Source organism: Streptomyces sp. NPDC015242, from assembly GCF_043079125.1.
Lineage (GTDB): Bacteria > Actinomycetota > Actinomycetes > Streptomycetales > Streptomycetaceae > Streptomyces.
Genome location: NZ_JBIBUF010000004.1, coordinates 379,942 through 392,908 on the forward strand (window position 1 = coordinate 379,942; position 12,967 = coordinate 392,908).

A 12,967-nucleotide genomic window follows, 5' to 3' on the forward strand; every position below is an offset into this window, starting at 1 on the left:
CCCGCGTACCCGCCTCACATTTCGCGCGGCTGTCTCGTCGTGAGGGGTGAGATCCCTTCTCTCCTCGGGAGCGAGCATGACCACGGCGGCCACACTCGGCGAACTGACCGGCGACTACGTACTCGACACCACCCGCACCCGCATCGGCTTCACCGCCCGGGCGGCACTGGTGTCCAGGGTCCGGGGACGGTTCGAGGCGTTCGACGGGGAGGCGCGGCTGGACGGCGGCACACCGTCCGGTTCCTCCGTCCGGCTCACCGTCCGGACGGGGAGCGTCCAGACCCGCAACCGCAAGCGCGACGAGCACCTGCGCGGCGGTGACTTCCTGGACGCGGGCGCCCACCCCGTCCTCACCTTCGTCTCGACCCGGGTGCGGCAGACCGGCGCGACCGGCTTCGAGGTCACCGGAGACCTGACCGTCCGCGGTGTGACCCGGCCGGTCACCGTGGACTTCACCCTGACCGGCGCCGGCAGCGACGCCTCGGGCGCCTTCCGGGCGAGCTTCGTGGGCAGCACCGTCATCGACCGCGCGGACTGGGGCGTCACCGGCGGCGGTGCCATGATCGGCCGCAGGGTGACGCTGGAGTTCGACGTCACGGCGGTACGGCGGTCCTGACGTCGTAGGGTCGCCGGTACGGGCCCCGCGCGGGGCCGGCGGAAGGAGCCTCGCCGTGGCGGACGGACAGCGCATCCCGGTGATCATCGACTGCGACACGGGTGTCGACGACGCCCTCGCCCTGCTGTTCGCCGTTCGGCACCCGGCGCTCGACGTCCGCGCGATCACCTGCGTGGCCGGGAACACCGACGTCGACGGGGTCGTCCGCAACACCCTGACCGTGCTGGAGCAGGCGGGCGCCCCCGACATCCCCGTCGCCCGGGGCGCCGAGCGGCCGCTGATCGAGGCGCCCCGCTCGGCCCGGCACGTGCACGGCGACGACGGCATGGGCGACCTGGGGCTGCCGGAACCGGCCCGCGAACCCGCCGGGGTCGACGCGGTGACGCTGCTGCGGCGCGAGATCCTCGCCTCCCCGCGCCCGGTGACGCTGGTGCCCACCGCGCCGCTCACCAACATCGCGCTGCTGCTGCGCACCCACCCGGAGGTGACGCGCAACATCGAGCGGATCGTGTTCATGGGCGGCGCGGCGGCGGCCGGGAACGCCACGCCCGTCGCGGAGTTCAACGTCTGGCACGACCCGGAGGCGGCCGCGATCCTGCTCATCGCCGGGGTGCCGATCACCATGTACGGGCTGGACGTGTTCACCCGGGTCGTCGTCCCGGCGGCACAGGTGCGGCGCCTGCGCGCGAGCGCGGAACCGGGGGCCCGGCTGGCCGGTGAGCTGCTCGCGCACCGGCCCGCGCACCCCGGCAGCCGTCCCGGCGACCCGGACGAGACGGCCGGTGGTCTCGGCGACGCGGGGGCGCTCTGCGCGGTCGCCGACCCGGAGGGCCTGACGACCCACCGTCTCCCCGTCGACGTGTCCCTCGCGCCGGGGCCCACGCGCGGCATGACGATCGTGGACCGCCGCCCCCGCCCGGGCGAGTCCGAACTGCACGAGGGCACCCGCGAACAGCCGCTGGTGGACGTGGGGTTGGACGTGGACGTCGAGCGTTACGTGCGGCTGTACCTGGCGACCGTCGAGGGAAGGCTCTAGCACCGGAAACGGGACGACGCCCCCGCGCTGCCGCCGCCGGACGGCAGTGAGGGGGCGTCACCGCAGGCGGATCAGGCGCCCGAGGCGTTCCGCTTCGCCCGGCGGCGGGTCGTCAGGACGAGGGCCGCGCCGCCGGCGAGCAGCGCCGCCGCGCCGAGGGCGATCGGGCCGGTGTTGCCGTCGGCGCCGGTCTCGGCGAGGTCGCCGCCACCGCCGTTCGGCTTCGGGGCGGCGGGCGTCGACTCGGAGGCGCTCGGGGTGGGGGTCTCCGTGTCGCCGGACGGCGGGGCGGAGGGCTCCGACGGCTCCGACGGCTCCGAGGGGGACGCCGGCGGGGTGGTGCCCTCGGCCGGTTCCGACGGGGTCGCGGGCGGCGTGGAGGCGGGCGGCTCCTCTTCGGCGGGCGGCGGGGTCGTGCAGTCCTTCGTGCCGCCGTTCCAGGCGGCGATCAGCTTGTCCTTGATGACCGGGCGGTCCGGGCCCTTGGGCAGCTCGCCGTGGACGAAGCCGTCCTTCGCGTCGAGTTCGCCGTCGAACTTCACCGCGCCGCGGTAGAGGTCGATCTGGCCGAAGCAGCCCTTGTCGGGGATGGCGATGTCGAGCGAGTCGGTGCCGCCCGGCTTGACCGTCACCGTGTCGAAGTCGACGAAGACCTGCTCGCCGGAGGTCGCGAAGGTCGGGCCGTGCGCCAGGTAGGAGGCGAGGGAGGCGGTGCAGGCGGCCGCGTCACCGGCGGTGCGCACCTTGATGTGCACCTTGCCGTCCTCGGTCGGCTTCAGGTTCTGGTCGTCGACCTTGACCGAGTCGGTGAAGGTGGTGCCGTCGAGCGAGAACTGGCAGCGGTCGGTCCCCGTCTCCGTGCCCGCGCCCGTCCCGGGCTTGTAGCTGCCGCCGGACGACCAGCCGTCGCCGCCGGGCGTGCCGGTGGCGAACGCGGTGGTGGCGGAGGCGGCGCAGAGGGCGAGGGCCGCGGCGCCCGTCCCCAGCAGGCGGCGTGCGGTGACACGTCTCGCTATGGACATAGGGGTATCCCGTTTCTTGGCGTGTGCCGGAACCCGGGTGGCGGCATGCGGGCAGCGCGCGGCGCGCGGCTGCCGGGGCCGCACCGGGGGTCAGTGGTCTGAGAAACACTGGGCTCATTGGTCACATGCGCCTCAGTGAGTCCTCATGGTGGCGGCGCCGCAGCACACTGTCAACCTGCGGGAACACAAAGGAAGTTACCGCTCCATCACACTTCCGCCACAGTGGGAATGGATCACTCCGACCAACATGATGGTTCCTTTTTCCGGCATTCTGGACAGATTAAATGCTGTCGCCCGTATGCCCTGCTAAGGAGACCGCGTGACCGATCGCTCCACCCCCGACCTGTCGTCCCGCGACCCCGACTGGTGGCGGCAGGCCGTCGTCTACCAGGTCTACCCCCGCAGCTTCGCCGACGCCGACGGTGACGGACTCGGCGACCTGCGCGGCATCACCCGCCGCCTCGGCCACCTCGCCGCACTGGGCGTGGACGCCCTGTGGATGAGCCCGTTCTACCCGTCGGAACTCGCCGACGGCGGCTACGACGTCGCCGACCCCCGGGACGTCGATCCGCGCCTGGGCACCCTCGACGACTTCGACGAGCTGGTCGCCGAGGCCCACCGCCTCGGTCTGAAGGTCATCGTCGACATCGTGCCCAACCACTCCTCCCACCAGCACGTCTGGTTCCAGGAGGCCCTGCGCGCCGGTCCCGGCTCGGCCGCCCGCGACCGCTACGTCTTCCGCGACGGCCGCGGCGAGCACGGCGAACTCCCGCCCACCGACTGGCAGTCCGTCTTCGGCGGCAGCGCCTGGCAGCGGGTGCCCGACGGGCAGTGGTACCTGCACCTGTTCGCCCCCGAACAGCCCGACCTCAACTGGGAGAACCAGGAGGTGCGCGCCGACTACCGCACCACCCTGCGCTTCTGGTCCGACCGCGGGGTCGACGGCTTCCGGGTCGACGTCGCCCACGCGCTCGTCAAGGACCTGAGTGAACCGCTGCGCGACCTCGGCCGGCCCGAGCTGAGCCGCGAGGAGGCGCTCACCGCGCTGCCGCCCGGCACCCACCCCTTCTACGACCGGGACGAGGTGCACGAGGTCTACCGCGACTGGCGCAAGATCCTGGACGCCTACCGCCCGCCCCGCATGGCCGTCGCCGAGGCGTGGGTGCCCGGCGCCCGGCGCGCCCTGTACGCCCGCCCGGACGAACTCGGCCAGGCCTTCAACTTCGAGTACCTGGAGGCCCGCTGGGACGCCGGCGAGCTGCGGCAGGTCATCACCGACTCGCTCGCCACGGCCCGGGCCGCGGGTGCCTCGGCCACCTGGGTGCTGTCCAACCACGACGTGATCCGCCACGCCTCGCGCCTGATGCTCCCCCCGGACACGGACCTCAACGCCTGGCTGCTCTCCGGCGGCCGTGCCCCGGCCGTCGACGAGGCCGCCGGGCTGCGCCGGGCCCGGGCGGCCACCCTGCTGATGCTGGCGCTGCCCGGCTCGGCGTACGTCTACCAGGGTGAGGAACTCGGTCTGCCGGAGGTCGCCGACCTGCCCACCGAGGTGCTCCAGGACCCGATCTGGGAGCAGACCGGCCACGTCCGCAAGGGCCGCGACGGCTGCCGGGTGCCGCTGCCGTGGACGACGGCCGGACCGTCGTACGGCTTCGGGCCCGGCGGGGCGTGGCTGCCGCAGCCGCCCGGCTTCGCCGCCTACGCCGTCGAGGCGCAGGACGGTGCCGAGGGCTCGACCCTGGAGATGTACCGCACGGCCCTGCGGCTGCGCCGCAAGCTGCTCGACGGCGAGGATCTGACCTGGGCGGAGGACGCCCCGGACGGTGTCCTGCAGTTCGACCGCTGCGAGGGCTGGCGCTGCGTGACGAACCTGTCCGCCACGCCCGTCCCGCTCCCGGCCGGTGAGGTGCTGCTGAGCAGCGCGCCGCTGGAGGACGGCCGGCTCGGGCCGGACACGACGGTGTGGCTGGGGCGGTAGCCGCCCCACCGCTCGCGCGGTCCCCGCGCCCCTTCGCCGGGCGCGGGGCCACCCGCGCGGCGTGGCCCGGGCGACCGCGGGACGTCAGTAGCGGACCGCCCGGGCCACGTCCGTCCGCACGTCGCCCGACAGGTCGTGGGTGCTGCGGGCGGTGGCCGTGGCGGACTGGCCGGCCTGCACCTGGTCGACCGTGACGATCACCGTGTCGACGAGCTGTCCCCCGGCGTCCCGGAAGTCGACCTGGACGGCGAAGGAGCGGGCCGAGTCGTCGGTGTTGCGGACGGTGACCTCACTGCGGACCCGGCCGTCGGAGCCGGTCACGGGCGGGCCGGCCCGTACGTCGTCCTTGGCGTCGGCACCGTCCTGGATGTCGCCGAGCCGGCGTTCGGCCTCCGCCGCGGCCGACTCCACGGCGCCGGAGGCCTGCGAGGCGATCGAGCCGACCGCGGACTCCGCCTTGCGCGCGGTGTCCGCGGGGCTGTCACCGCCGCAGCCGGTGAGCGCGGCGGTGAGGGTGAGCGCGAGGGCGGCGGCGCCCGCCGCCGCCCCGCGCGTCCGGTGCCGTACAGCCATGTCGCCTCCTGACGAGCCGTGCGGGCCGGGGCCCGCGCGGCTCACGGCATCACGTGCGTCCGAGGCCGCCGCCGCCGAAGGATCCGCTGGATCCGGGCGACCAGCGCCGCGGTTTCTGGTCCTTGCCGGTCCTGGTGCTCGCGCGGTGCAGCTCGTGCGGCAGGAGCCGGCGCCCATCGGCGTCCATGACCGGCACGTCGTCGGGCTCCCGCATCTCCCGCATCTCACGGACCGGCCCGGTCTCCGGCAGGTGCGGCTGTTCGGAGGGGTCGGGGTGGTGGGTGTCCTTGTCCATCACCCCCATCCCGACCCGCACGGCCCAGATCAGCGCGCACGCCACGATCAGGCCCGCGATGAAGGCGATGGTCACGGCGACCGCGTGGTCTGACGACGCCGCCAGCACTTCGTACGTTGCCGTAGTCATGGTCCGATTATCGCCGACCCTTTGGCATAAAGCGCCCGGAATGTCGGAAGCCTGTTCTCCCCGGCGGCGGCGCGGCACCGGTCCTTCCGCCCGGCCGGCCGGCCCCGGATCCCGTGCGGCCGGCGGGGTACGGTGAAGGAAGCGGGGTAGGTCGCAAGCGGCGGCCGCACGGCTGCCCGGCCGCCTTCCCCGTCCGCAGCAGGAGCCCCCATGACGTCCGCCTCCTCGCCCCCGCCGCACGTCCCCGCCCCCTCCGGGGCCCGGCTGCGGCTCGCCGACCAGCCGCGCGAGCGCCGCACGGCCCGCAGGATCGACGGGGCGTGGTGGCCCCGCTCCTACGACCTGGCCGCGGAACTGCCCGGACTGCTCGCCGGGCTGCCGCACGCCTGGGGCCGGATCAGCAGTGTCCTCGTCCACGGGGACGTCTGGCACGACTGCCCGGAGCGGGTGGACGTGGCGGGCCAGGCGGTCCACGTGGGCCGCAGGGACACACCCACCGCCTCCGACACCGTCTGCCTGCTCGCCCCCGGCCGGGGGCGCTGGGACCTGCTCGTGGTGCCGCCCGGGACGGCTCGGGCCGAGGCGGGCCTGCTGATGGAACGGGCCGTCACGCAGGGCGCGTGAGCGACGCCCGCTCAGTGCGCCGCGAGCACCAGGGCGAGCGCGGCCAGCGCCGGGACGGTCTGCACGAAGAGGATCTTCCGGGCGGCGGTGGCGGCGCCGTACGCGCCCGCGACCGCCACGCACACCAGGAAGAACACCGAGACCTGGAAGCCCACCGGATCCGCGGCGAGCGCGCCCCACAGCAGACCGGCCGCGAGGAAGCCGTTGTAGAGGCCCTGGTTGGCCGCGAGCGCCTTCGTCGCCTCGGCGGACTCGGGCGTGGTGCCGAAGGCGGCGCGGCCCCGGGGCGTGGTCCACAGGAACATCTCCAGCACCAGGATGTACACGTGCAGCGCGGCGAGGGCCAGGACCGCGACGGTGGCGAGGGTCGACATGCGCGCATCATCGCAGCCGCGCCCCCGCGTCCTCGTTCGGGCCCGCCCGGGAGGCGCCGCGCGGCGCCGGGTGGCAGATTGCGGCCAGAGGAAGACCGGCCGGGCCGTCGCGTCCCCGCGTGTGCCGCTCGGGAGCCCGGCCGGCCTTCCCGTTCCGCGCTGCGCGGGGCAGTGACGCGCCGCGCGCGCCGGGCGGTCGACCCGCGGCCTCAAGTCCATTGACCGGCGGCCTCAAGTCGGTTGACCGGCGGCCTCAAGTTTGATCAGCTGTCCCACTCGTCGTGTTCGATTCTGATCGAGCGAGCGAGGTCCGGCTCCCAGGGGGGGAGCGTGTGACGAGTTGGGGAGTCACCTTGATGCATCACGATGCCGCCGCGGCGCGGCGTGCCCGGTTCCGGCGCGGAGCCGCCGCCCTCACCCTGCTGGCGCTGACCGGCGGCACCGCCCTGACGGGCGCCTCCGCGGCCGCGGCCGCCGGTGGCGGGGTGCTCGCCGGGACGGCGTGCACCCCGACGGAGGGGTTCTCCGGCTGCCGGCTGTTCGACCCGGCGGGTGCCCGTGAGACCTTCCAGGTCCCGGCCGGCGTCACGTCGCTCGACGTGCGCGCCTGGGGCCAGGGCGGCGAGGGCACGCCCTTCGCCAACGGCGGCGCGGGCGGCTACACCGCGGGCACGCTCGGCGTCACGCCCGGGGAGAAGCTGTCGGTCGCGGTCGGCGATCAGCGCTTCGGTGACGCGCTCGGCGGCGCGGGCGGCACCCGGTACGGAGCGGTAGGCGGCAACAGCACCGGCGTGCGCACCGCCGACGGCGAGCCGCTGCTCATCGCCGCCGGTGGCGGCGGCGGTGGGTACGGCGACGTGGACGCCGGCCACGGTGGCCCCGGCGGCGGCGAGCGCGGCCAGGACGACACCGGGTCCGAGCGCGGCGGCAAGGGCGCGGCCGGTGCCGAGGGCGGCGCGGGCGGCGGCAACGGCTCCTCCGGCGCCGACGCGTCCGGCGGCGGCAAGGGCGGCGCGGGCGGTTCCGGCGCGCACGGCGCCGGCGGTGGCGGCGGCGCGGGCTACGCGGGCGGCGGCGGGGGCGGCGGTACCGACGAGGAGCGGGGGATCATCGGCAGCGGCGCGGGCGGCAGCAGCTACGTCGACCCCGACCGTGTGACGGACCCCCGGCTGCTCACCGGCAGCCGCACGGTGCCCCCGGCGAAGACCGACCCCTTCTGGCAGCCCTCCGGTGAGCCGGTGCGCGGCGGGATCGCCGAGGGCGGCGTCAACAGCGACCGCTCCGGCCACGGACGCGTGGTCTTCCAGTGGAAGACCCCCGCGATCGCGGAGCTGGCCCAGGTCTCCGGCACCGACGAGACCGTCCGGCCGGGCGGCGCCGCCGGGCCGCTGGCCGTGGTGGCCCGGGACACGGCGGGCAACGCCGTCGGGGACGCCTCCGTCACCTTCACCATCGACGACCCCGGCCGGCAGGGCGCCTTCTTCTACGTCAAGGGCGGCGCCGACACCACGAAGCTGGTGGTGCCCACCGACGCGCGCGGCCGCGCCGTGTCCCAGCCGATCCAAGTGGGCCTGAAGGAGGGCGAGTTCACCGTCCGCGCGTCGGCCGGCGGCGTCTCGACGGTCTTCTCCGTGCGGGTGAAGGAGTCGGCGTACACCGTCACCGTCGCGGGCGGCGACGACCAGCGGGCAGAACAGGGCGCCGACTTCGCGGAGGCCCTGCGGGCCACGGTCGTCAAGGCGGGTGCCGCGGCACCGGCCGGCACGGAGGTCGAGTTCCGGGTCGAGGACGAGAGCGACGACGCGCCCCGCTTCGCGGACGGCGAGCGGATCGTCCGGGTGCGCACCGGCGAGGACGGCGTCGCGACGGCCCCGACCCTGACGGCCGGTCAGGGCACGGGCACCTACACCGTCACCGCGTCGGCCGGCGACGCCATGACCCAGTTCGCGGTCGAGGTCGTCCCCGGCGACGGCGCGCAGGACCCGGGCCCGGGCGACGACCCGTCGGCCAGCCCGAGCCCTTCGGCGGACCCGAGCCCCTCCGCGAGCACCGGCGGCACGACCGGCGGTGACGGCACCTCCACGGGCGGCACCTCCACCACCGGCGGCACGTCCGCCGACCCGGACGGCGGCAGCCTCGCCTCCACCGGCGCGGGCGGCGTCGGCCTGCTCGCCGCGGTGGCCGCGGCCCTGGCGGCGGTGGGCTTCGCGGCGTTCCGCCTCGGGCTGCGGCCGGGGCTCCGCTCGCGCGGCGAGGGCTGAAGCCGCATCTGACACGGCGTCATCGCGACGGCCCGCACCCGGACGCACCGGGTGCGGGCCGCCCGCGTTCCGGGCCCCGGCCGCAACGCCTCCCGCGGCGCACTCCCGCGCCCGTGCCCGCCCCGTTCGCGCCCCGTTCGCGCCCCGGGCGGGCGGCCGGTGGTGACGTCCGGCGGGTAGCCTGGCCGTATGGCTCTGGCATGCAACGCCCTGCCGCACTGCTTCCTCTGACGCGGCGGTGAGGCCGGCGACGTGAACCGGTCACGTCGCCGGCCCCGGCGCGCCCGCCCACGGGCGGGCGCCCGCGACCGACGTCCACCGCCCGCACGCGGCCCGGCCCCCGCCGCGCGCCGCGTCGTCCAGGAGCACCGCCATGCCTTCGGGTCCCTCCCGCCTGCCGTCCGACCGGCTGCTGACCGTCCTGACCTGCCCCCTGTGCCGCTCCGGCCTCACCCGCGCCGACGGCGCCCTGCGCTGTCCCGCACGGCACACCTTCGACATCGCCCGCCACGGCCACGTCAGCCTGCTGACCGGCCGCCGCCCCGCCACGAGCGGCGACTCCGCCGCCATGGTGCGCAGCCGCGCCGCGTTCCTGCGCACCGGGCACTACGACCCGCTCGTCCGCGCCGTGGCGGCCCTCGCCGCCGGCCTCGCGCCGGCCGACGCCACCGTGCTGGACGCCGGCGCGGGCACCGGCCACTACCTGGCCGCCGTCCTGGACGCCCTGCCCGGTGCCCTGGGCGTCGGCCTGGACACCTCCTCCGCCGCCCTGCGCGCCACGGTCCGGGCCCACCCCCGCGCGGAGGCCGCCGGCTGGGACGTCTGGCGGCCCTGGCCCGTCCGCACCGGCTGCGCCCACCTGGTCCTCAACGTCTTCGCGCCGCGCAACGGCCCCGAGTTCCGCCGCGTCCTGCGCCCGGACGGCGCCCTGCTCGTCGTCACGCCCACCCCACGGCACCTGCGCGAACTGCGCGAGGAGCTCGGGCTGCTGACGGTCGACCCGGGGAAGGAGGAGCGGCTGCGCCGGACCCTGTCGGGTGTCTTCCGGCTCGAACGCGCCGAGCCGCTGGAGTTCACGCCGGAGCTGACGGGCGAGGACGTCCTCTCCCTGGTGGCCATGAGCCCCAGCGCACACCACCTCGACACCGGCCGGCTGCGGTGCCGCGTGGCCCGGTCGGGCACGCCGGTGCGGGTGACCGCCTCGTTCGTGGTGTCGGTGTACCGGCCGCTCGCGTCCGCTCAGTAGCCGCGGCCCTCGATGTGCTCCCGCTGCGCCGCCGTGAGCGTGAGGACCACGACGGCGGCGGCCGCGGCCGCCGCCACGAGGACCAGGTCGGCGGCGAGCAGCGGGAGCACGTCGGTGTAGGCGCGGGCGATGATCTCGTCCGTGCCGTCGGAGTAGAGGATGCCCGCACCCCCGGCCAGACCGGCCAGCCACAGGCCCCACCACCAGTTCACGACGGCGGGCAGCCGCCGCTCGGGGAAGACCGCGCGGTGGACGTCCGCGACCACGCCGCGGGGTATCCACAGGTTGGCGACGGGCACGATCCAGCCCAGGAAGAACCAGAAGGAGCCGTAGCGCGGCTCGGTGCCCGACAGGGCCCGGGCGTTGTCCCGCATCCGGTCCAGCCAGAGCAGGAACACCACCGCGCAGCCGGCCGTGACGACGGCGCTCAGCGAGGCGACCTGGTGGTAGGAGTCCTCCAGCGCGGTCAGCGGCCGGTGCGTGCCGCCGCCCTGGTCGGGCGGGCCGGACGCCGGCTGCCCCGCCAGGGACAGCCGGAGGTGCCACACCGCCCGGGCGGCCCAGGCGATCCCGGCGAGGGCGAGGGCCGCGACGGCACAGCGGGCCGCGCCCCGCGTCGGCCGCGGGGTGGGGGCGGGTCCGGGGGCGGCGGGGGAGATCTCCTGGTCGGTCACCGGGTCATCCTGCCCTACCGCAGTTCCGCCGCCCGGCCCTCCCCGTCCCACCGCACCTGCAGGACGTGGTCGACGGCGTCCCGGTCGAGCGGGCCGAAGACGTGCGGGAACAGCGTGTCCCCGGACACCCCGGGCGGCGGTGCGGGGGCCGCCGCCTCCCACTCGACCCGCGCGGTCAGCCGCGCCTCGTCGAGCGCGAGCACCAGCAGGGGCCGGGGCGCGTCCCGGTAGAAGGCGTCGACGACGGCCAGCGTGGTCGCCTCGTCCGGGGAGCAGTGCACGAACCCCTCCTCGGCGAGGGAGGCGGGGGCGTACGGCCGGCCGGGGTCGGCGTTCCAGACGGCGCTCGGTACGACGTGATAGATCATGGCCCCGTTATAAGCCCCCCGCGCCCTCCCGCGCCCGTCCCCTCACAGGCCGAGGGCGGCGACGGCCCGCCGGGTCGCTTCGGCGATCAGCGCGTCCGAGGGCTCGGCGCCGTGACCGGGGCGGTCGGTCATCACGGCCAGGACGAGCGGCTCGCCGCGGGGCGGGTGGACGACCGCGATGTCGTTGGCCCGGCCGTAGTTGCCCGTGCCGGTCTTGTCGGCGACCTTCCAGCCGTCCGGCAGCCCGGCCCGGATGCGGCGGGCGCCGACGGGGGTGGCGTTGCGCGAGAGCCAGTCCATGAGCAGCGCGCGGTCGCGGGCGGGCAGGGCGGTGCCCAGCAGCAGCCTGCGGAAGTCCGTGGCGATCGCCTCGGGGGTGGTGGTGTCGCTGGGGTCGCCCGGCGGGACGTCGTGGAGTTCGGGCTCGTAGTGGTCCATGCGGCTGGTCCTGTCACCGAGTCCGCGCAGGTAGGCGGTGAGTGCGCGCGGTCCGCCGATCTCGCGCACCAGCAGGTTGCCGGCCGCGCCGTCGCTGAAGCGGACGGCCGCGTCGCAGAGTTCGCGCAGGGTCATGCCCGTCGCCAGGTGCCGTCCGGTGACCGGGGTGGTGGAGCGGAGGTCGGCCCGGGTGTAGGTGACGCGCCGGTCCAGGCCGTGCGGCGAACGGTGGTGCAGGACCGCCGCGGCGGCCAGGGCCTTGAACACCGAGCAGAACGCGAAGCGTTCACCGGCGCGGTGCGCGACGGTGGCCCCGGTGCCGGTCGCGAGCGCGTGGACGCCGATCCGGGCGCCGTAGGCGCGCTCCAGGTCGGCGAACCGGGCGGGGCGTACCGGCGGCCGGCTCGGCGCCGGGGCGGACCGGGTGGGCGTCGCGTCCCGGCCCTCCCTCTCACCGCCGGCGCCGCAGGCGGTGAGAGGGAGGGGCAGCAGGGCGGCGGCCAGGACGGAGCGGCGGGAGGACACGGGCCGGCCGGGCGGGTCGAGGGGCATACGGGGAGCTCTTCTCACTCGGGTCTCACTCGGATCTCGCTCGGATCTCGTACGAGGTCTCACTCGGGTTCTCGCTCACTCGGGCACCGAGGCCAGCAGGTCACGGACGACGGGCCCGGCCGAGCCGCCGCCGGTGACGCCCTCCTCGACGACACACGCGACGGCCACGTCGCCCCGGTGGGCCACGAGCCAGCCGTTGTTGTCCTGGCCGTCGGAGACCTCGGCGGTGCCGGTCTTCGCCCCGACCGCGCCGGGCAGCCCGGCGAGCATCCGTGCGGTGCCGTCGGTGACCGTGGCCCGCAGCATCGCCCGCAACTGCGTGAAATCGCCACCATCAAGGAGGACGCCGGTCCCGGGGGCGCCGGGGCGCTGGCCGACCCGCACGTCGTCGGCCGGCTCCGCGCGCTCGACCCCGCCCGCACCAACCGCAGCACCCCGCGCGACATGACCCGGCTGCTCGCGGCCGTCTGGCGCGACGAGGCGTGCCCGCCGGAGCACGGCGCGGCCATCCGCCGAATCCTGGGGCTGCAGGTGTGGCCGCACCGGCTGGCCTCCGGCTTCCCCTTCGACGACGTGCACGTCGCGGACAAGACGGGCAGCCTGCCGACCGTGCGCAACGAGGTGGGCGTCGTCGAGTACCCCGACGGGGGCCGCTACGCCGTCGCCGTCTTCACCCGCACGGCCCGCACCGCCGCGCTCCTGCCCGCCGCGGACGCCGTCATCGGCACGGCGGCCCGCCTGGCCGTGGACGCCCTGCGGGCCCGCTGACCCGCAGGGC

General features: G+C 76.0%; 13 protein-coding genes and 2 pseudogenes. 7 read left to right on the forward strand and 8 right to left on the reverse strand.

Annotation, left to right across the window (positions count from 1 at the left end):
• The first annotated feature begins 76 nt into the window (after positions 1–76).
• Complete coding sequence (locus ACF07N_RS16350; protein WP_392113062.1) at positions 77–616, forward strand: YceI family protein; 540 nt, start codon at positions 77–79, stop codon at positions 614–616.
• 55 nt (positions 617–671) lie between these two features.
• Complete coding sequence (locus tag ACF07N_RS16355) at positions 672–1,652, forward strand: nucleoside hydrolase (RefSeq protein ID WP_392113064.1); 981 nt, start codon at positions 672–674, stop codon at positions 1,650–1,652.
• A 71-nt stretch (positions 1,653–1,723) separates the two neighbouring features.
• On the opposite strand, the gene ACF07N_RS16360 is transcribed toward ACF07N_RS16355, so the two are convergent.
• Positions 1,724–2,674, reverse strand: coding sequence for an LAETG motif-containing sortase-dependent surface protein (locus tag ACF07N_RS16360; protein WP_392113066.1), 951 nt, complete (start codon positions 2,672–2,674; stop codon positions 1,724–1,726).
• A 319-nt stretch (positions 2,675–2,993) separates the two neighbouring features.
• Between ACF07N_RS16360 and ACF07N_RS16365 the strand changes: the two genes are divergently transcribed.
• A complete protein-coding gene (locus ACF07N_RS16365; protein WP_392113069.1) occupies positions 2,994–4,655 on the forward strand; it encodes a glycoside hydrolase family 13 protein in 1,662 nt (553 codons plus the stop codon).
• Positions 4,656–4,739: 84 nt separating this feature from the next.
• Here ACF07N_RS16365 and ACF07N_RS16370 read toward each other — a convergent pair whose 3' ends face one another.
• Both ACF07N_RS16370 and ACF07N_RS16375 read right to left on the reverse strand, forming a co-directional pair.
• The gene (locus tag ACF07N_RS16370; protein ID WP_383341628.1) at positions 4,740–5,228 is read right to left on the reverse strand and encodes a hypothetical protein; all 489 of its coding nucleotides are present in this window, start codon (positions 5,226–5,228) and stop codon (positions 4,740–4,742) included.
• A 49-nt stretch (positions 5,229–5,277) separates the two neighbouring features.
• The gene (locus tag ACF07N_RS16375; RefSeq protein WP_383327038.1) at positions 5,278–5,652 is read right to left on the reverse strand and encodes a DUF6479 family protein; all 375 of its coding nucleotides are present in this window, start codon (positions 5,650–5,652) and stop codon (positions 5,278–5,280) included.
• A gap of 210 nt (positions 5,653–5,862) precedes the next feature.
• On the opposite strand from ACF07N_RS16375, the gene ACF07N_RS16380 reads away from it, so the two are divergent.
• On the forward strand, positions 5,863–6,276 hold the full coding sequence (locus ACF07N_RS16380; RefSeq protein WP_383327035.1) for a DUF5994 family protein: 414 nt from the start codon (positions 5,863–5,865) through the stop codon (positions 6,274–6,276).
• An 11-nt stretch (positions 6,277–6,287) separates the two neighbouring features.
• Here the strand turns inward: ACF07N_RS16380 and ACF07N_RS16385 are convergent, their stop codons facing one another.
• Positions 6,288–6,650, reverse strand: a complete 363-nt coding sequence (locus ACF07N_RS16385; RefSeq protein WP_383327032.1) for a DUF1304 domain-containing protein — start codon at positions 6,648–6,650, stop codon at positions 6,288–6,290.
• Positions 6,651–7,006: 356 nt separating this feature from the next.
• Here ACF07N_RS16385 and ACF07N_RS16390 point away from each other — a divergent pair, with 356 nt between their 5' ends.
• Positions 7,007–8,911 (forward strand): glycine-rich protein, encoded by a 1,905-nt coding sequence (locus ACF07N_RS16390; protein WP_392113075.1) that lies wholly within the window; start codon positions 7,007–7,009, stop codon positions 8,909–8,911.
• A gap of 373 nt (positions 8,912–9,284) precedes the next feature.
• Entirely contained in the window at positions 9,285–10,157 is an 873-nt protein-coding gene (locus ACF07N_RS16395) for a putative RNA methyltransferase (RefSeq protein WP_392113078.1), read from the forward strand.
• On the opposite strand, the gene ACF07N_RS16400 is transcribed toward ACF07N_RS16395, so the two are convergent.
• The 4 genes and pseudogenes from ACF07N_RS16400 to ACF07N_RS16415 all read right to left on the reverse strand — a co-directional run.
• Positions 10,151–10,831, reverse strand: coding sequence for a DUF4328 domain-containing protein (locus tag ACF07N_RS16400; protein WP_392113081.1), 681 nt, complete (start codon positions 10,829–10,831; stop codon positions 10,151–10,153). The two genes, ACF07N_RS16395 and ACF07N_RS16400, sit on opposite strands and share 7 nt — an antisense overlap.
• Positions 10,832–10,845: 14 nt before the next feature.
• Positions 10,846–11,199 (reverse strand): DUF952 domain-containing protein, encoded by a 354-nt coding sequence (locus ACF07N_RS16405; RefSeq protein WP_383327020.1) that lies wholly within the window; start codon positions 11,197–11,199, stop codon positions 10,846–10,848.
• Between the two features lie 42 nt (positions 11,200–11,241).
• Positions 11,242–12,189, reverse strand: a complete 948-nt coding sequence (bla, locus tag ACF07N_RS16410; RefSeq protein ID WP_392113084.1) for a class A beta-lactamase — start codon at positions 12,187–12,189, stop codon at positions 11,242–11,244.
• Between the two features lie 75 nt (positions 12,190–12,264).
• Positions 12,265–12,510: pseudogene (locus ACF07N_RS16415) on the reverse strand (penicillin-binding transpeptidase domain-containing protein); the annotation flags it as partial.
• 3 nt (positions 12,511–12,513) lie between these two features.
• Between ACF07N_RS16415 and ACF07N_RS16420 the strand changes: the two are divergent.
• Positions 12,514–12,957: pseudogene (locus ACF07N_RS16420) on the forward strand (serine hydrolase); the annotation flags it as partial.
• Positions 12,958–12,967 lie beyond the last annotated feature (10 nt).